Here is a 21,251-nt window from a genome sequence, read left to right as displayed (position 1 = left end):
AGATGTGAAATATGATAAAAGTTTATAGTAAAAAATATTTGGATACAATAACAAAAACTTTATTAGTTGGAATTTGTACAACTAAAATATCATATGGAGAAATAATTTCCCATAATGATGGTTCGAATATATCTATTAATGATAATATAATAGATATAAATCCAGAAGAAATAAACGGTAAAAATGCATTTAATGAATTTGATAAATTTGGATTGGATGCAAATAAAATAGCAAATATGTATTTTAATAAAATAGGTGAAACTAAATCAGCAGATAATCTATTTAACTTTGTTTACGATAGAATAAAAATAGATGGAACTGTAAATGCTATAAAAAATAATAAGATTGGGGGAAATTTATTTTTCCTAAGTTCAGATGGAATGATAGTTGGAAGTAAAGGAGTTATAAATGCAGGGAGTATAAATATGATAACTCCAACAGAAGATTATATGAACAAAATAAAAGGAAATAGAAGTTTATTAACAGGTGAAAATACTACAACTTTTAAGGATATAAAAGATGATAGAATTTATTTAAATCCTCAAGGTACAATCACTATAAACGGAAGCCTTAATGCAGTTGATAAGATAAAATTAAGAGCAGGGAAAGGTATTTATATAGGAAAAGGGTTAACAGAAACTGAGTTAGCAAATAATATATTGGAAACAGGAATCAGTGATTTTTCAGCTTTGGTAAATACAGGAGATTTAGAAAGTGGAATAACGGAAGAAAATGCAAAGCTAGAAGGAATTGTAGGAGATGGAAATATAGTTCTAAGCGTTGATTCGAAGTCTTTGAAGGGAGATGAGAGGACAACAAGAATAGCGAAAATAGAAATTAATGGAAATATCGTCGCTAAGGGTGATGTAAATATTACATCAAAAATATCAAATAAAACTGAAGGAGAATTAGAAGAAGCTGTACTAGGTGGAGATATAACCTCAGAAGTAGATATAAACGGTGAGATAACAGGTAAGAATATAAATATAGATTCAAAAGCTGAAACTATATATAAGGGAGAAAAATCTTTTATTAGAAATATAGGAGATGAGATATTTGAAGGGCTAGAGATGATAACACCTTTAAATATAGATTTAGAATATGTTTCTTTAAATAATAAAGCTACTATAAATATAGGTTCAGAAGCTAAATTAATTGCTAATGAAGATGTGAATATAGCTTCAGAAGCTATTACAGATATAGAAGTAGGAGCTGCAACATCAGGATCTCAAATGAAAGGATTAGATGGATTTAATGGTTGGCTACCTAGTTTGGGTATGATGGCAACAAAAATAGAAAATAGTTCTGAAGTTAATATATCTGGAGATATCAAAAGTGAAGGGGAAAAAATAGATATTAAATCTAAAGGAGAATTTGTAGGAGAGTTATCGGTAGAAAATTCACCAGAGGAAGATGAAAAAATAACTTTAGGTTATATGTATGGGGAAGATAAAAATTCTTCTAAGATAGATATAGGGAAAACAGCTAATTTAGATTCAGAGGGATCTATAAATATATCCAGTATTTCAGAAAGTACTAATACCAGAACAGTTGAAGTATCTACTGGAGATGGGGGACCAATAGCTGCTGCTGTAAATATATCTAAATATGAGAGTGATTCTACAATAAATATAGATGGATCTTTAAAAGCTAAAGATGGAATAGTTATAAGTTCTTTAAATGAAGTAAAAGATAATTCTATTAGTTCAGATAATGGTATAGAAGTTTCAGATGATGATGAAGAAACTCCAGAAGAAGATGCAGATGCTTTAACAGAAGAAACTGTTAAAGAAAATTTTGCACAAAGTATACAGGGGATAATTGAAAAAGTATCTGAAAAAATGGGGAAAGCCCCTGAAACAGAGGAAGATAAAGAAGCTTCAATAAGTGACTCCTTTAAATTAGGAGGTTCCGTTCTTTATGTAAAACAAAAGAACACTTCAAATATTAATATAGGAAATACAGCTAAAATAATATCAGAAAATAAAAACGTAGATATAACATCAAAAGTTTTAGTTGATGATACTAATATAAGTTCTAATGGTGTTTTAACTTTAGAAGGTGAAGATAATTCAAATAAAGCAGCTGTCAGTGGAGGTGTTTTATTTTCTGATATAACAAATAGTAGTAATATAGTTGTAGAGGATTCAACAGATGAAACTGCTGCTGAAATTTCAGGAAATGAAGTTAATATAAAATCAGAGATATCTATGGAATATAACCGTATTGATAATATGATACAAGATGTTTTAGATAGTGTAGATGCTTTGGATGGTTTGATGAAATTAGATCTAACTGCTTACCCTATTGAAATTATAGATAAGATAAAAGAAATAAAGGATAAGTGTAGTGCCTTTACAGAGGAATATCCAGATGTAACAGGGGATAAAATTTCAGATAAAAATTTCTTAGGAAAATTTGAAATATTTTCAGGGGAAATAGGAGAGTTATTTGGAACTATAAAAGACTTGATGGATACTGTATCTAATGCACCTGAAGAGTCTCCTATTAAAAAAGCTGTTGATGAAGCTATTAAGAAATTAATGAAAGTAAAAGAGAATGCTTTAGAATTTGGATCACCTAAAAATTATTCTAATTTTTATGCTTCCACTAAAAATAAGGGAAATGCAGAAGATGCCGCTTCTATTTCAGGAAGTTTTTTAGATTCTAAATTAAATAATTATTCGGAAATAACTCTAGGAAGAGGGGCTGAAATTATTTCCTCTGGAGATATAAATGTCAATTCAAATAATAAAACATCTGTAGTTTCAGTTGGAGGACAAATTTCAGGACAAGAAAATGGTTCTGCATTTGGTGGAACAGTTTCAATATTAGAAAATAATATAAAATCAGCAATCAATACTCTAGAAGGATCAAAATTAAAGGGAAATAATATAAATATAAACTCAGATACAGATATTTTAGATGTAAATGTAGTAGCAGGATTTGGATCAAGTAAAAATGGATTTAATGGAAGTGCCTCTACTATATTGGGAGATATTGAAAATGAAATATCAATTGATGATGAAACACAAATTATAGCAGAAGATAAAATAGAAATTAATGCTAAAAATGACCTGTCCTCTGTAAATGTTGCAGGATCAGTTAGTGTTGGTAGTGGTAAAACAGGTTCTGTGGGTCTTGCAATTACAGATTATGATATAGATGTTTCCTCAAAAATCCATGATAATGATGGTGATTTTGATGGGAGTAAAAAGAATTTAACTGATATAAAAATATCAACAGGAGAGCTGGATGTTTTAGCAGAAAATACAGGGAATATTAATACAATCAGTGCTTCTGGTACAGTTACTAAAAATAGTGACGAAGAAGATAAAAAACCAGGGATAATAGATAATATCAAAGACAAATATAAGTCTGCCACAGATAAAGTAGATTCAGCAATGGACAAAATAGGAGAAATTTTTGGTAAAGATTCCGATGAAGATAAAACAGAGATCGATAAAAAAATGAATCCGGAAGAAAAAATATCAGGTGATGAAGAAAATAAATCAGGAGACTCAGGATTAACAGATGTAAATGGGAAAAATAAAGTTAAAATTAATGCAGCAGGGAGTGTATCGGTAAATTTAATTGATAAAAATACAGAAGCTTCGATTGAAAATGTTCATATTGAGTTTAAAGAGGGTAAAGAGGATAAACTAAATGTCCTAGGAAAAGATTCCCAGTTTATAGGAGCTTTTTCAGGAGCAGCAGGAATTCAATGGCAAAAGGCCACTAAACCTGAAAATCAAGGAACAAAAACAGTGGGTCTTGCAGGGGCAGCAGCAGTTAATAAGATAGAAAAAGATATATCAGCGTCCATTAAAAATACGGATATATTAAGGAGTAAAGAAATTAATGTTACTTCCCTTAGCGGTGGTCTAGAAATAGCTGAAGGATTGGGGCTTCAAGTTGCTAATAATTCAGGAGGAGCAGCCTATAATGGAGCTGCATCTATTTCTCTAAGTTTAGGAAATTCTAATTTAACTTCCAAAATGGAAAATACTGATGTAAACACTGATGATTCTTCAGAGAAGGCTGATGTAGATGTAACTTCATACAAAACTGATAATCAAATTACAGGTGGAGCAACGATCCAAGCTGGAAAAATGAGTGTTGGTGGGGGACTATCAGTAGCTATTAATACTACTAATAGTAATGTTAAGTCTGAAATAATAGGTGGAACATATCAAAATATAGAAAATATAAGTGTTAAAAGTTTAATGGATAGTGAAACTGTTAATACAGCAGTTGCCTTTGGAGCAGCAAAGTCATCGGAGGAAGGAAAAAAAGCTACAATGTTAGAGGGGGCTGTTGTATATAATGAAATTGACAATGATGTAAATTCCAATATATCAGGAGCAACAATAGATGCTAGTGGAAATGTATTAAGTTTGGCAAAGGATGTCGATGAAGATTCTACAAGTGTAGCTTATTATAAATCTTTACTTAAAACAGGAGCAAAACAAACATTAGAGGATAAAAATATGGCCATTGATTATGATGGCTCAAGTTTTTATGGTGACCAAAATATAGAATATGAAAAAAAAGATAATGCTGAAAATGAAAAAGTAAAAGAAGAAGATGAAAGTTATGGTTCTTCAATTGTTTCAGTGGCAGCAGCAGTTGCAGCAGCAGATGGAAATGCCGCAGGAGCAGCAGTATCTATAAATAATGTGACAAATAAATATAGTTCTACAATAGAAGATTCTATAATTTCTACTCCTAATAGTGTTACAAGTGATTCTGATTTTAATTCTTTACTGGTCAATATAGCAGGTGGTATTGCTGCTGGGGGAGATAAATTTGGTGGAATGGGATCAGTTGCCTGGAATAATATAGAAAATGATATTGATTCAAATATAAATACTTCCACTATAACAGGAAATACAATTAATTTAAATTCAGAAAATACTGGGAAACTAGTAAATGTGGCAGGAGCTTTTTCTTACGGTGGGAAAGTCGGCGTAGGAGCAGCTTTAGCCTATAATAATATAGAAAATAATATAGGTTCTTATTTAACAGGAAGTGAAATAACTGAAGAAGGTATAAATTCAAAGGTAAAATTAAATTCAGCAGCAGAGGACAGTGTTTATAATATAGCAGGAGGACTTGGATTTAGTAAGGATATAAGTATATCTGGAGTTGTTGCCTTTAATGAAGTTGGTGGGAATATTGAGTCTAAAATAGATGAAGATGAAAATAGTAATAAAACAAAAACAAATAATATAGATGATGTTCAAGTAAAGGCTGAAAATGATACAGATGTAAAGGACATTGCTGGAAATATAACAGTTGGAAAAGTTTCAATAGGAGGTTCAGTTGCCTATAATAATATAGGAGGGCTGGACTCTGAGAATAAAAAAGAAAAAGTTCTAGCTAGTATAAATAACTCTATTATAACAAACAGTAAAAATATAACGATAGAAGGTAAGGATAATTCAGATTTATTAACCATAGGTGCAGGAATTGCAGGTTCAAGTAAAATTGCCATTCAAGGAGCAGCAGGGGTATCTATTATAAATAAAGATGTCTTAGGAGAAATAAATAATACTGAAGTTTTAAGTGATGAGGATGAAAAATCAAATATTATAGTTGAATCTGATAATAGATCTAAAATATTTACAAGTGGATCTGTAATTGCAGTATCTGGAAAAGCAGGTATAGGAGTAGGTATAGGAGTTTCTAAAATAACTCAGGATACTGACTCTAAAATATCTGGTGGAGATATAAAGGCTAAAAATATTTTAGTGAAAAGTGAATCTAACCCTAACATAACTTCTTTAGGAATAGGTATAGGAGCAGGTGGGAATCTCGGTGCAGCTGGTTCTGTTTCATATAATGAAATAAAAAATAATAATTTAGCAAGTATTGAAAATGGAGCAAAGCTGGTATCTACTGGAAATATAGGAGTTGTAGCTAATAGTGAAAATGTAATTTCTAATTATGCAGGAACAATAGGTGTTGGTGGAAGAGCAGGGGCAGGAATATCAACTTCAATAAATAAAATATCAGGAAGTACAACAGCTAAAATATCAGGAGATAAAACAATTGTTATAGCCGATGGTTCTGAAGAGGATAAGATAATTACTAAAAAAGTTGAAGATTCAGAAATATTGGATTCTTTAATAGAAGAACAAAGTGTAGCTCTAGGCGATAATATAGATACAACTGAAGATAAAAAATCAGGGGTAGTAGTTGACGCCCTTACAACCAATACTACAAAATCTTTTGTTGCCACAATTGGAGCAGGTGGAACTGCAGGTGGAGCTGCCACAGTTAATATAAATAAAATATCAGGAAAAACAGAGGCAGGAATAGAAGGTGCTGGTATAGGAACCGAGGATATAAAAAGTAAATTACAAGTAAATGCAAAGGATCATTCCAATAGTTCAGGATTTGTTGGATCAGTATCTGCTGCAGGAACTGCTGCCTTAGGCGGAGCTTCAGATACAAATATTTTAGATAGAGACGCAAGGGCTTATATCTCTAAAACAACTGGAAATGAAGAGTCGTTAAATAATATAAAAGCTAGTGATGTAGATGTCAAGGCTGACTCTAAACAGGGTATCTCTTCCCTAGCTGCTTCCCTTGGAGTAGCAGGAACTGCAGGACTTTCAGGAGCGGTATCGGTAATTAAATTTGATGGGGAAACAAAGGTGGAAGTTTCAGATTATAATATAATATCTGATAAGGATATTAATTTACTTGCAAATCATGATGCCAAGGTTAATACAGGAGCCTTTTCTCTGGGTGGTGGAAATAATTTAGGTTTAGGAGCTGGAGTTACTGTAGTAAACAGTAATGATAGAACAGGTGTTCAAATAGATAATAAGACTAAAAAAGATTTAACAGCCAAAAATGATATAGACATCAAGGCAGATAATAAGTTAAAAGTTGATGCTAAGGCGATTTCAGCAGGAGCAGCTGGAATGGGAGCTGGAGTTTCAGGAACTGTTGAGGTAAATAATTTATCTAATACAGTATTTACAAATATAAATAAGGCCGATATTTCAGGAGAAAATGTAGAGATATCATCGGTAAATGATGTTAATTTCAAAAATATTTTAGGTTCAGGATCAGCAGGTTTAGCAGCTATAGGAGCAGGAGTTTCATATAACACTTTAAATAGTGGAGTGAAAAATGAAATTTTAGATACTGATATAACAGCTAGAGACACTGTGAAGATTTCAGGGAAAAATATAAGAGATATAAAACAAACAGCAGTTGTAGCTGGAATTGGCGGAGTTTCATTAAATGCTAACGTTTTGATAACTAAAGCAGGTGGAGAAAATATAACCACTGAAGTTTCTGAAAAACCAGATTATGCCAATATTTTACAAGAAAATAAAGATGAAGGTTCTAAAAAACTAGATTATGCCAATACTTTACAAGAAAATAAAAATGAAGGTTCCTTAGGATATGCAGATGGAGATAATAGTGTAGATTCCAAGGCGGCTTTGAGTAGCAAAGTTGATACTTTAACTAATAATTTAACAAATACAAACATAACAGCAACTAATAATTTAGATGTTAAATTAAATGATAAAACAGATGTAGACATTACAACTGTTGGAGTAGGAGTAAGTGCTGGAGCATCGGCTTTTTCATCGGTTGGAATAGTTGATATTGATAGAAATATTAATACAAATATAATAAATTCTCAGTTAAAATCAGAAAATAACTCTATGAATATAGTAAATGAAATAGGTAACAAAGATGATGGAAAGATCAATTTAAAAATGTATCAAGGAACTGGAAGTCTTGGTCTAGGTGCAAGTGTAACATATGGAGAAGTTACAACAAGTGGGAATTCAAAGATTAATTTAAATAATACTGAAATAGAAGGAGCATCTATAAATCTAGAATCTACAGATGAGACAATTGTTGAGGCTGAAGCTTTGGGAATTACTGCTGGAGTTTTAGCAGCAGGTGCAATTATTACAGAGGCAAATAATACAGGTGAAATAGGAATTAATTTAGAAGACACAAGTATAGAAGCCAGTGAAAAAATTTCCATAAAAACAAATAAATCTAATGAAATCAATGTGAATTCTAAAGGTGGATCTTTTGGAATTGCCAGTGGAACAGGAGTAATATCTACTGCAACTGATAGTGGAAAAAGTGAGATTGAATTAGATAGAACAATTTTTAAAGGAACTGATGTAGACATAACAGCTACAAGTTCCCCTAAAATTACTGCTGAAGCAGGATCTTTAGCTGCAAGTTTAGTAGCAAGTGCAGCAGTTTCACTCAGTGAAGCTAATGTAAAAACTGAATCAAATATAGTTATGGGAGCACATAATAAATTTACGGCTAATAATTTAAATATAATATCAGATGTAACGTCAGATTCAAAAGATGATTATACAGCAAAAGCTATAACAAAGGGAGTTTCAGCAGGGGGAATAGCTGGTAGTGGATTTAATGAAAGTAAGGCTATTGTAAATTCTAAATCCACAATAGATATGGGGAAACAAGATTATGCTGTTGAGAATATAAATATTATAGCAAACAATACAACCAAGCAATATTCAGATACCTATGGAATTACAGCAGGAGCTGTAGCAAGTGGAAATAATAGATCATTAGCAGAGTCAAATAAAGAAACAACGGTAAATCTAGCAGGCGGAGATGTAAAAAATATAATAATTTCTGCAAATACAACAACTGATAATGAAGTCAGGTCTCAAGGACATGGCGGAGGATTAATTTCTGTTGATGGTGATGGTGATGGATTAGCAGCAAAATCTACAAATAATATAGTAAGTAAAACAGAAATAAATATTGATGGGAATTGGAATGTAGAAAAAGATATGCAAATATTAGCCACTGAAGAAAATATAGTTTATGTAAATGCAGATTCTATAAAAGCCAGTGTTGTAGGAGTGAGTGGAACCAAGACAGAAAATACAATACAGGATTCCAAAACTGGTGGAACAGAAGTAAATATTAATGGAAATGCAAATATATCAGGGAAGGGAAGTTTATTAGCAGAAGCAAATAACATAATATCATCAGGCAGAAAAGATGAATATAATGCTGAAGGTGGATCTTATGGAGGAATAACAGTCCAAGGTGCGAGTTCAATATCTGATATTGAAAAAAGTTCAAAAATTAATATTAAAGATGGATCTTCTATAAAAACAGATGGTTCTCAAAAATATAAAGCATATAGTGATTTAAAAAATTATGTTTATTCAAGTGTAAAATCAGCAGGGTTGATAAGTGGTTTAAAATCAACAGTTGAGAATACTATTGATATTACTAATGCCATTAATGTAGAAAAAAATACAAATGATAGTGGTTATAAATTAGAAACTTTAGAAGAAGATGGAAAGATAACATTTAATTCTTCTAGTGATTTTGAATCAGTTGCAAATTCTAAAGCTGATTCTCAAGGTGGTGTAATTGGGGCAGCCACTGCAGATACTATTAGTGATATAACAAAGAAAAATACTATAGCTATAAATGGTTCTGTAAAATCAATGGATGATGTTGAAATATATACAGGAGCAGATGAGACAGGATTTAAAAATAATACTAAAATAGGAACAGTTGCAGAGGTATATAATAGAACTGTTGTACCAGTGAAAACAAAACCTAAAGTAGAAAATATAATAAACCAATCTAACAATATTTCAATCGGTGGAAGCATAGATAGTGTTAAGGATATCTATCTGTCAGCTAAAAAAGATGATATGGAACTCAATGAAAAAAGTATTAAATATAGTTGGGTAACAGGAACAGATGAAACAGGAGGATATTCAACAAATGCCTTTGGAACCCTTGACAATAAAGATTTAGTTACCGACAATAATATTAATATTACAGGAAATTTAGTGGCTGGAGTTCAAAATGAAATAAAAATAAAAATAGATGGAATCATAGCTCCAGATGGAACAACAATAGAAGAAGTAGACCAAAGTTTAGTTGTAGATAAACCTAACTATACCTTTGAAGGGGATGTGGATGAGGGATCAGTCAAATTTGAACTTATGAACTATGCAGCGAATTTAAAGAATCGTTATGAGGAATTAAATGAGCTAATTTCTGAGTATAGAAAAGAAGAATTATCCCAAGCATATTATGGATATGTTGCTGAAAGACAAAGAATATTAGATACTATGGGTAAATATGATATGGTTGGAATAGATAATAGTGGAGGAATATTTATAAGGTCTGAAATAACAATTCCAACAGTTGAGATCGATAATCTGGTGGCTTCTGGAGGAAATATAGTTTTAGATACAGATACTTTAAATGGTACAGGAAGCCTTACAGCTAAAGGAGCTCCTAAGATTGAAATAGAAAATAATTCCAATACTTATTTAAAAATAAATGATTTAAAAATAGGTAATTTAGGAGGGGAAGTTCTATATAATAATAAAAATTTAAATTCTGGGAAATTAGAAAATATAAATGTTACCACAAGTGATCCAGGAGATGCATCTATTAGGGTATCAAGTAATTGGAATGGAAGTATGAAAGTGGAATTTGAAGGGAAAGATGGAAGGGAAACAAGTGACTTTCAACCAATTACAAGTATTGAAGTTAATGGAGACATTGAAAATTCTTTGGGAATAGTTGATATAAAAAATATTGATGGAGATATATTAATTCAAGGTAAAACAGCAAAAGATAGTGCTTCTATAAATGGAAGTGAGGTTAATTTAACTGCTTCAGGATCTGTTTCCCAAGGATTTAGTGAGGGAATAGTGAACATTGGCGGAGATCCACTGGCCAAATGGAGTGATGCTGTAGAAGAAACAGAAGATAAATATATTGATCCTAACAATAAAGATACTAGTGCAACAGTAAATACAGATAAAACGGCTGTAGAGTATGATGGAACAAGGATAGCGGGAGATTCTATCTATATAAATGCTTCAGATGTAAATTTAAATGGTTATATTCAAAGTGGGTATGCAGATTATGTGATGAACTTTTCAACAAATGATAAAACCAAGATAGCAAACCTAGATAAAGATTGGGATGGAAAAACTATTTCAGATATAGTTATTATGAATAATAAAAATTATAAATTAAATGCCAATGGTGGTACAAATATATTGGACGACAATGGACATTATAAAAAAAGCGTAGATGTTTACTATAATCCAAGTACAAAGGAAATAATTACCCCAGATATAAACACATCAGGTGGGAAGGTGTATATAATGGGTAGAATTGCAAGTACAGGTAGTGGAAAGATAGCTGTTCTTAATGGAACTTCCAATGTAAACTTTGATACTTCATCTTTAGATAGAACTTTAAAGGTAGGAGATATTTATACAAATAATGTAAAGGGAATAGTAAAAATAGTTGATTTTAATAAACTAAATGCAGATAATACAGAAGGTTTAGTAACCGAATATAAAGATGGAGTAGGTGGAATATATAATCCTAAAACTAATCTTAGATATAACTGGTCTACAGGTAAGGCTACAGAAACAAAAACTTACTATACATATACTAAAAAAACATATGGTTGGGGACTTTGGAGCACCAAGTCAGGACTTGAGATGGTTAAACTTGGTACAGTAAAAGACATTGAAATCAAAAATGGAGACCCCAAAAGATCGGGAGAATTTATAAGTTCAACAACGGATAATGAGCTTACTGATGAATATGGTTATATTTATAATGGTGCTCAAACAAGCTTAACTGCAAGTGATGTTTATAAAGACGTATTAAAGAGCTACTTTTTTGGTGCATACAAAAAAATAAAATACTCTTGGAATACTAAAGTAGGAGAGTCTCATAATTTCTTACACAGTGTAAAGGCTGATAAACCAATAACAGTTGAGTTTTTTGGGAATGAAGTCGGAAGTATTAATTTAAACTCTGATAATAATATAAATTTAGACGGGAATATAAAAGTTTCTAATTCCAACTCTACAATTAATTTAAATGCAGGTGAAAACATTAATTTTAATGATCACTATATTACAGGGGATAATATAAGTATTAATTCTGATTATATGACAGAATTAAATTCTAAAACATTGGGAGCGGATTTGAACCTCGATATTACTCTTGGTGGAGGAGATGCTGTAGTTAATGTTGAAAGAATTGCTGGAAACACTGAGTCTAAAGGAAATTTAAATGTTGAAAACTTAGAAGTTTCAAATGTTGGAGACGTTACATTAAATGCAGATGGGAATATTAACAGTAAAAATGTAATCTCAGGAAACAGAATTGATTTAAATAGTAGAGAAGGAAATATTGATTTAAAAGTAAATGTTTCTGGGGTACCTGTAAATCCAAACGACACATTATCTTCAAGTTTAAATGCAGTAGCTCAAGGAGATATAATATTATCTCAAGCATCTGGAGATTTGAGAATTGGAACAATTAATTCAAAAGGTGGAGATATTACATTAAATGTTTCAGACGGAGGATTAGTAGATGCCCTTCCAACTGGAGAACAATTAAGTGAAGGAACAGATGAATTAATTGAAAATTGGAAAAATATGGGGCTTATTGGAGATAAAGAAGGTGTTTTATCAGCAGAAGAAGCCTATAAAGAGATGAAAACTGAGGAGTTTAATAAATACACTTATTTAAAATCTCTGAATGAAAAAAATGAAACTCAAAAAGTAATGTATGATGAGCTGGACTCTAAATATTCAAAGGTTTCAAATATAGATGAATATCTAGATTCAGATTCCACATATGAACAATTAAAAACTAACAAATGGACTGAAGATGAACTACTTTATGCTATGAAAGATTCAATAACACATCAAAAATCTAATTTTGGAGATAAAGAGATAAAAGATCCAAATATTGTAGGAGGAAATATCACATTAAATATTAATGGTGGGGTTGGAACTGATAAAGCTACTGAAACTATTTCTCTGGTTAATTTAATGGAAAATAAAGAAGCTTTAATAAAACTTTCAAATGCAGAAGCCAGTGATGTCATATGGGATAATGATAAGTCAGAAGCTCAAATAAGAGGGAAAGCTCCTATAGGAATTTTAATGGGAGAAGATGGAAAAATAAACATAGATGCAAAAGATAATATTTATCTAGTTACAAAAGCTATGGAAGGGGAAAGTAAAGCACAGAGTATTTATATTGACAATATAACAGCTGTAAATGGATCTGATTATAAGAATGTTAGAATAAATACAGATGAAGGTATCTTTAATGCCAAGATAAATGATGATATTAATAATATAGTGGGAAATGAAATTTTCTTGGGAAGTAATGGAAATATCGGAACATTAAATAAATATGTGACAGTTAATCCAAGTAGTTATCTTAAAGCTGAATCGGAAAAATCTATTTATATAAAAGGTGAAAATGATTTAAATTTAGGAAGAGTTTACGCTAAGGGAGATATTTATTTAGAAGCTAATAATATACTAACAGATAATGATTACATCGATGGGGAAGGCACTATTAATCTATCAGCGTTAAATAATATAGGTAGTGTTAATAATTTCTTACAAATTGCCAATGGAAGTGGAGTAGTCAATGGAACAGGAGAAAATATCTATCTATCTTCTTCAGCAGCAGGAAAAACTGAAGGGAGCATTAACTTAGGAGAAATATCATCAACTGAAGATCTGAAAGTTTATTCATCTAAAGGGATTTCATTAAGAGGAAATACAACTGCTGATGATATAGATTTAGAGGCTACAAATGATATTGAATTATTAAATGAAAAGGAAATAAAGGCAAGAAAAATTAAAGTAGCTTCTGAAGGTGGAAAAATCAACCAGGAAGAAAATAAATTAACCATATCAGAAAGTTCTGATTTTAAAGCTAAAAATGGGATAGATTTAAAAAATATAGAAAACAAATTAACTAGTATAGATTTATCCAATGAACGTGGAAGTGTTTTAATTAATAATAATGATGATTTAAATTTAAATTTCAAAGGTCTTAATGATGGTTTAATAAATATAAATAATAAAAATGGAAACCTTAATTTTTTAAGTGATGTTGTATCAACTGGTGAAAATTCTGAAATCAATTTATCTACAAATAGTGGAAATATTAGATTAAAAGATTTGAATTCAGATAAAAATACATCAATTAAAACAGTAACAGGTAACATAAAATTTGGTGATATAACAACATCAGGTACAACGATTATATCCACAAAAGAAACAGGAGATATAACAGGAATAAACTTATTATCAAGTTTGGATACAAGTATAAGTACAAAATCAGGAGACATAGATATATCTAACTTAGTAAGTGATTCCGGAAATGTAAATATATCAGCAGAAAGAGGAAATGTAGATATAGAAACCTCCCAAGTAGCTAGAGATAATTCAATCTTAACAAGAGAAGGGTCTATAACTTTAGGGAACTTAGATGTAGCTGGAAATAATAACATAGAAACAACAAAAGGTGATATTAAATTTGGAAATATAACAACATTAGGAAGAACAACTATATCAACCAAAGAAACAGGAGATATAACAGGAATAAACTTATTATCAAATTTGGATACAGATATAAGTACAAAATCAGGAGATATAGATATTTCTAACTTAGTAAGTGATTCCGGAAATGTAGATATAAAAACCTCCCAAGTAGCTAGAGATAATTCAATCTTAACAAGAGAAGGGTCTATAACTTTAGGGAACTTAGATGTAGCTGGAAATAATAACATAGAAACAACAAAAGGTGATATTAAATTTGGAAATATAACAACATTAGGAAGGACAACTATATCAACCAAAGAAACAGGAGATATAACAGGAATAAACTTATTATCAAATTTGGATACAGATATAAGTACAAAATCAGGAGATATAGATATTTCTAACTTAGTAAGCGATTCCGGAAATGTAAAGATATCAACAGAAAGAGGAAATGTAGATATAAAAACCTCCCAAGTAGCTAGAGATAATTCAATCTTAACAAGAGAAGGGTCTATAACTTTAGGCAGTTTAGATGTAGCTGGAAATAATAACATAGAAACAACAAAAGGTGATATTAAATTTGGAAATATAACAACATTAGGAAGAACAACTATATCAACCAAAGAAACAGGAGATATAACAGGAACAAATTTAGCATCAACATTGGACACAGATATAAGTACAAAAGCCGGAGACATAGATATATCTAACTTAGTAAGTGATTCTGGAAATGTAGAATTAACAACTGAAACAGGAAATATATCAAGTGATCAAAAAGTTGTTTCGTTAAATGATAGTTTAAAAGTTTATGCTGCAAAGGGTGATATTGTATTTAATGAACTTTTTTCTAAAAATGACACAAGTATAACAGCAGATAGTGGAAATATAAATATAATTAAAGCAGATGGAGAAAATCTAATAATTGTTTTAAAAGATCAAAAAAAAGTTTTAACTGCTGAGACTACAGTTGCTGGAAAGAATTTAAGTGTATTTGGAAATAAAATGGATTTTGATAAAATTTCTCAAAGAGATAGAGAGGATAAATTAACATTAAATTTAAAAAATTCAGATGCAGGAAAATCAGTTAAATATATTAATATAGCTGATATAACAGCAAATGAAACAAATGAAATATTATTTAAACCTTTATGGGTTGATGATATTTATATGAGGAGTGGTAGTAAAAAAGTAACTTTCCCTCAATTAAATGTAGTTAATTTGGGGCATATTTCTAATAAAGACACTAATGTAACTATATTTGGTAAAGAAACATTGTTAGATAATGCTGATATAGATCTTCATTTTAAAGCTTCTCAAGATAAACTGTGGGCAAAATTAGATTTTAATAGAGATTATCACAAAATAACAACAGATGCTAAATTAGTTAGAAATGAAGATTATTTCTATGTCTATGATCAAAAAATCAGTGATGTAAATAGTGCAGGTAATGAAACAGGAGTATCAAAGCAAGTTAATAATTTCAAAAATCAGGCTAAAGATAAAGAAGTTGATGAATTTTTCAAAAATAATATTGTAAATAGTGTTAAAGAAAATAAACCTGTATTTGGTGAAAACATATTAAATGAAATTGATTTTGACTTTGCAAAAAAAGAAAATCTAATTTCGAAGATAAAAGTTTTACCATTTGATAATAATGGTATGGGAAACGGTGAGGAGAATGAATAAAAAGGCTCTTATATTTAGTGAGTTTTTAACTGAAAAAAATATTAAATGTTTAAAAAAAAAAGAATTATCTGATGAATTTGGGACAGTTATATTTAGCTCACATCTAGAAGTTCAGGGAGAAAAACTCTCTTTGATAGTTATAAACGATGTAAGTATTTATACAGTTGTTAGGGTTATGGTTCTAAATGAAATTAATTTAAAAAAGAAAAAAGAACTATTAACTAAAATTAACCAGTTAAATGGGGTGTACAAAGCCTTTAAATATTATATAGCAAAAAATAATTTATTTTTAGATATTTGCATTCCTTGTGATAAAGATAGTTATAATAGTGAAATTATTTATACTCTACTAGATGTTTTATTAAAACATCTAGTAGAGGAATATAAGAGTTTAAATAAGTATAAAAAATAGCATCTATTAAATTTGAAAGTTATGCAAGAGATAGATCCTCAATTATTAGGATTTATCTCTTTTGTATTACTTAAAAAAAGGTAGTGTAAATAATTTTGTGTTGGAGAAATTGAATTGTCTATACATAGAGATAGACGTAACTTTACAAATGAGTTCAAAGCTCAGATTGTTCAGCTTTATCTTAATGGGAAGAGAAAATGTGAAATTACTGGAGAATATGATCTTTCAACTTCTGTTCTTCATACCTCAGTTTTTGATTTTAGAAGGGATATTAGATTAGGAATGAAAATTCTTGAAGAAAGTAGAAAAACTGCGGACAGATTTAAAAGATTATCGGGGACTATCCAAAAAAGTCTGTAAATAAAATATGAAGAATTAGCTTCCTGTGGTAATAATATTACTAAAGGAGGCTATTTTTTATGGCAAAAAGAAAACGAAATGATTTATCTGATGGGAAAAAACAAATTATTGCTGGATTATTGAGTGAATATGATATTAAAACTGCTGAAGATATTCAAGAAGCTTTGAAAGATCTTTTAGGTGGAACTATCAAAAATATCATGGAAGCTGAAATGGAAGAACATTTAGGCTATGAAAGAGGTCAAAGAAGCGAGTCTTTAAATTCTAGAAGTGGGTATAAAAACAAAAAAGTTCGAGGGCACTATGGTGAGTTGAATTTATCTGTTCCTCAAGATCGTGAAAGTTCTTTTGAACCTAAAATTGTTCCAAAGAGACAAAAAGAAATATCACAAATTGATGAAAAAATCATTGCTATGTATGCGCGTGGCCTTACTACTAATCAAATCTCTGAACAAATTGAAGATATCTATGGGTTTGAAGTTAGTCAAAGTTTTGTTTCTAATGTTACAAACAAAATATTGCCTGATATTATGGAGTGGCAGAATAGACCCTTGAGTACTCTGTATCCTATTGTTTTTATCGATGCGGTTCACTTCTCTGTTAGAGATGATAAAATTATCAGAAAGTTAGCAGCCTATGTTGTCTTAGGGATAAATCAAGACGGCTATAAAGAGGTTTTAGGGCTATATATTGGACAGAATGAAAGTAGTAAATACTGGTTAGGTATTCTCAATGAGCTTAAAAATCGAGGGGTTAAGGACATCTTGATAATGTGCGCAGATGGACTATCCGGGATAAAAGAAAGCATCTCAGTTGCCTTTCCAGAGACAGAATATCAAAGATGTATTGTGCATCAAGTTAGAAATACTCTTAAATATGTATCGTATAAAGACAGAAAAGAATACGCGAAAGACCTCAAAGGAATCTATACAGCTCCTTCTGAAGAGAGAGGGTATGAATTAATGGTTGAAGTTACAGAGAAGTGGAATAAATCTTATCCTAACTCCATGAAGAGCTGGAACAGCAATTGGGATGTATTAACGCCAATTTTTAAATTTTCTTCAGAAGTAAGAAAGGTAATTTACACTACTAACGCAATAGAAAGCTTAAATAGTACTTACAAGCGCCTGAATCGTCAAAGAAGCGTTTTCCCTTCAGATACTGCTCTACTTAAAGCATTGTATCTAGCAACTCAAATAGCTACTAAAAAATGGGCATTTCCCCTTAGAAATTGGGGCAAGGTCTATGGTGAACTATCAATAATGTATGCTGATAGAGTTCCAGAATAAAGTAAAAAAATATGCCAAGAAGCCTTTTTTAAAGGCTTGCTTGACATGCTAAAATTTTAAACCTATACTTGAATTAATGAAAACTCATAAATAGGGGCTGTTGCAAGTTTTGTGTAAACTCTAAAAATCAATGTAAAATTTCTATAAAATGGAGAGGTATAATTACTTTAATTATTACTTCTCCTTTTTAATATATTAGAACTTTAATTTTTGTATGTCAAGATTAGAGCCTAAAATTAGCCTCTTTGAAAAGGTATATTTTAGATTGCACTTACTTTAATCGTTCTTCAAAAAATATTTGCAATTGGGAGTGAATTATACCCCAATCTCTTCGGCGCCCAGTCCATTTCTGTGTGATATCCATTGTAATAAGATAAAGGAGCTTGAACAGACTATCATCTGAAGGAAAAACAGATCTACTTTTACTTGGTTTTCTTAACTGTCTATTAAATCCCTCTATTGTATTAGTTGTATAAATTAGAGTCCTGATTTCTTGTGGATATTTAAAATATGTAGATAAGTTGGCCCAATTAGACTTCCAGGAAATAGCTATTTGTGGATATTTCTTCTTCCATTTTTCTTCAAAATTATCTAATTCAAATAGAGCAATATCTTCTGTATTAGCTTTATAAACTTTTTTTAGGTCTATCATCAGCTCTTTAATATCTTTGTAGGATACATATCTAGTCGTATTTCTAATTTGATGGATTATACACTGTTGTATTTCTGTATCAGGATAAACTGCTAAGATAGCATTAGAAAAGCCTGTCAATCCATCAACACATACGATGAGAATATCATTTAAACCCCGATTTTTTAATTCATTCATTTTTAGCAGCCAGAATTTAGCACTTTCATTTTCACCAACCCACATTCCTAATACTTCTTTCATACCATCCATATTAATTCCAATGGCTATGTAGACCGCCTTTTTAACTATGCGCCCTTCGCCGAACATTGTAATGGATAGCGTCCATAAATACTACAGCATATCTTTCTTCTAGAGGTCTATCTTGCCATTCTTTGGCAACAGGAAGTATTTTATCAGTAATTCTACTGATAGAGCTTTCAGAGACATCAAAATCATACATATCAGCAACATGGTACTTGATATCGCTAAGAGTCATCCCTTTAGCGAATAAAGATGTAACTTTTCTCTCAAACTCTTGAGTTATTGAATTTTGATTTTTTTTAATAATTTGTGGCTCAAATTCATTATCTCTATCTCTAGGAACAGAGATATCAATTATTCCAGAACTGCCCTTTAAAGATTTTTTAGAATAACCATTTCTAGAGTTATCTGTAAGTTTATTTCTATAGTCATATTTACTATAGCCAAGTTGTTCCTCTAATTCTCCTTCTAAAGCATTTTCTAGCATTTGACCCATCATCTCTCTGGCTAATGCGCCAAGATCTAAACTGTCATAACTGGGTAATTTTTTTAGATAATCCTTAATTAATTCTTTTCGCGCAAGTTCATCAGGTGATAGATCTTTGTCTCTTTTTCTCATGAAAAAAACCTCCGTTTTAGTGTGATTTTATTCTACACCAATTTGGAGGTTTACACAAAATATGAGACAGACCCAATTTCGTGACGTTTTTTAATTAAATTCAATTTTTTTTATTAGGCAGTATTATCTCCAAATTTAAAAATCCCTTAAAAAGGGATTTTAAATCAATGCATCTGTCAGATATACAGAGAATAAATATTTATTGTTTTCATATATTTTCAAAACATTTAAATCAAATAAATTATATCTCAAGGTCACTATTCTCCCTATATATACTTTTAATATTTCATCGCTGTATAAGTTATTTTTAAAACGAATCCCATAATTTTGGACCTTTCTATCTGCACTTTCCAGCAAAAAATCTAATTTATTCAGGTCAAATAATTTATTACTTTCTGGAATATTTTTTAAAACACTGTTACATATGTATTTCTCAAGGTTATAGTTTAAATACTTAATAGAAAGGGGTTCACCTTTAAAAATATTTATAATATCTTTTTCTAAAAACCTGACAAATTTCGTTATCTCCTTATTTTTTTCCAAATTTCCATTGATATTTATATTTAATTCCTTTAAAATTTTAAAAAACTTTTCTTTATTTTTCATCTTAAAGTCATCTATAAATATATTTTTTGGTTTTACCACATAATCTTCTACCCTGTTTTTTATTATTGTCTCCCTAATAAGCATGAGATAATGCTCTTCCATAACTTCTCCAGTATATATCTTATAATTTAATATACTGTCATCATAAACATCGTATACAATAACTATGGTAGCAATCCCTTCATTAATATTTAAATTTTTAATGTGTAATTTTTCAGTGGATACCCTATATATATCATTTGGTTTCTTTATATTAGTTAAGTTTTTATTTACATATTTTTGACTGAATGGGTCTAAATTAGCAGCCATTCTATATATAGTATTGTAACTTAACTTAGTAATATTTTTATTTTTAAAAGCAGCTAAATAATTATTATAAAGGGTTGTTATATTTATATTTGGATTTTTTTTATGTTCTTTCATTATATATTCCATGGTTTCATCATCAGCTTTTCTAAAACTATCCTTATCACTCCTAATCTTTTTAGAGAGACCCTTGGTACCAAATTCCTTATATGCTTTTATCCACCTCTTAAGGGTACTGTATGGAATATCATGTTCACTGCTGAGTTCTTTCAATTTTTTTTCCTTTTTTAAAAAAGGCTCTATTATACTATACTTATCTTTTTTCATAACTACTCCTAATCTCAATTCGTACAAAACATTTGATAATAAATCATTTTATCTTGATTTTATGATAAAAAAAATAAAAAGTCAAATTTTTATAGAAAAGTCCATTAATTATTAAATTATTTTTTTTTAATGAAAGATGATCTACCCCAATAAAAATAGTGATTTAAATTCAGAATTCTGAAAAAAGGCTCATTTTTTTTCAAAAAAATGTTGACTTTTTTATGAAAAAGTTTTATTCTAAAGCATGAAGCAAAAAAGACTTGAAAGTTCCCAATTAGAACAACTAGACAAAAAATAAATCAAATATATACATTCTAACATCAAAAATGTAATATTTTTAAAGTATTTTTTACTCTCTTAG

General features: G+C 30.1%; 5 protein-coding genes and 1 pseudogene. 4 read left to right on the top strand and 2 right to left on the bottom strand.

All coding sequences use genetic code 11. From position 1 onward, the window contains the following. The first annotated feature begins 11 nt into the window (after positions 1–11). The 4 genes from NRK67_04445 to NRK67_04430 all read left to right on the top strand — a co-directional run bounded on the left by NRK67_04445 (position 12) and on the right by NRK67_04430 (position 18,140). Complete coding sequence (locus tag NRK67_04445) at positions 12–16,079, top strand: leukotoxin LktA family filamentous adhesin (GenBank protein UUV17161.1); 16,068 nt, start codon at positions 12–14, stop codon at positions 16,077–16,079. Continuing rightward, entirely contained in the window at positions 16,072–16,491 is a 420-nt protein-coding gene (locus tag NRK67_04440; GenBank protein ID UUV17160.1) for a hypothetical protein, read from the top strand. Before NRK67_04445 ends, NRK67_04440 begins: the two co-directional genes overlap by 8 nt. 114 nt (positions 16,492–16,605) lie before the next feature. Then, entirely contained in the window at positions 16,606–16,851 is a 246-nt protein-coding gene (locus NRK67_04435) for a transposase (protein ID UUV17159.1), read from the top strand. 59 nt (positions 16,852–16,910) lie between these two features. Beyond that, on the top strand, positions 16,911–18,140 hold the full coding sequence (locus NRK67_04430; GenBank protein UUV17158.1) for an IS256 family transposase: 1,230 nt from the start codon (positions 16,911–16,913) through the stop codon (positions 18,138–18,140). A gap of 271 nt (positions 18,141–18,411) precedes the next feature. On the opposite strand, the pseudogene NRK67_04425 reads toward NRK67_04430, so the two are convergent. Beyond that, positions 18,412–19,651: pseudogene (locus NRK67_04425) on the bottom strand (IS256 family transposase). 159 nt (positions 19,652–19,810) lie between these two features. Further along, a complete protein-coding gene (locus NRK67_04420) occupies positions 19,811–20,890 on the bottom strand; it encodes a Mu transposase C-terminal domain-containing protein (GenBank protein UUV17157.1) in 1,080 nt (359 codons plus the stop codon). Positions 20,891–21,251 lie beyond the last annotated feature (361 nt).

The organism is Fusobacteria bacterium ZRK30, assembly GCA_024628785.1.
Taxonomy (GTDB): Bacteria; Fusobacteriota; Fusobacteriia; order Fusobacteriales; family Fusobacteriaceae; genus Psychrilyobacter.
This window is presented reverse-complemented; position numbering and strand designations above follow the sequence as displayed.

What these genes read in the sequence shown, in the direction of transcription:
- NRK67_04445 (UUV17161.1), top strand. Translation starts at nt 12, where the DNA reads ATGATAAAAGTTTATAGTAAAAAATATTTGGATACAATAACAAAAACT.
- NRK67_04430 (UUV17158.1), top strand. Translation starts at nt 16,911, where the DNA reads ATGGCAAAAAGAAAACGAAATGATTTATCTGATGGGAAAAAACAAATT.
- NRK67_04440 (UUV17160.1), top strand. Translation starts at nt 16,072, where the DNA reads ATGAATAAAAAGGCTCTTATATTTAGTGAGTTTTTAACTGAAAAAAAT.
- NRK67_04420 (UUV17157.1), bottom strand. Translation starts at nt 20,890, where the DNA reads ATGAAAAAAGATAAGTATAGTATAATAGAGCCTTTTTTAAAAAAGGAA.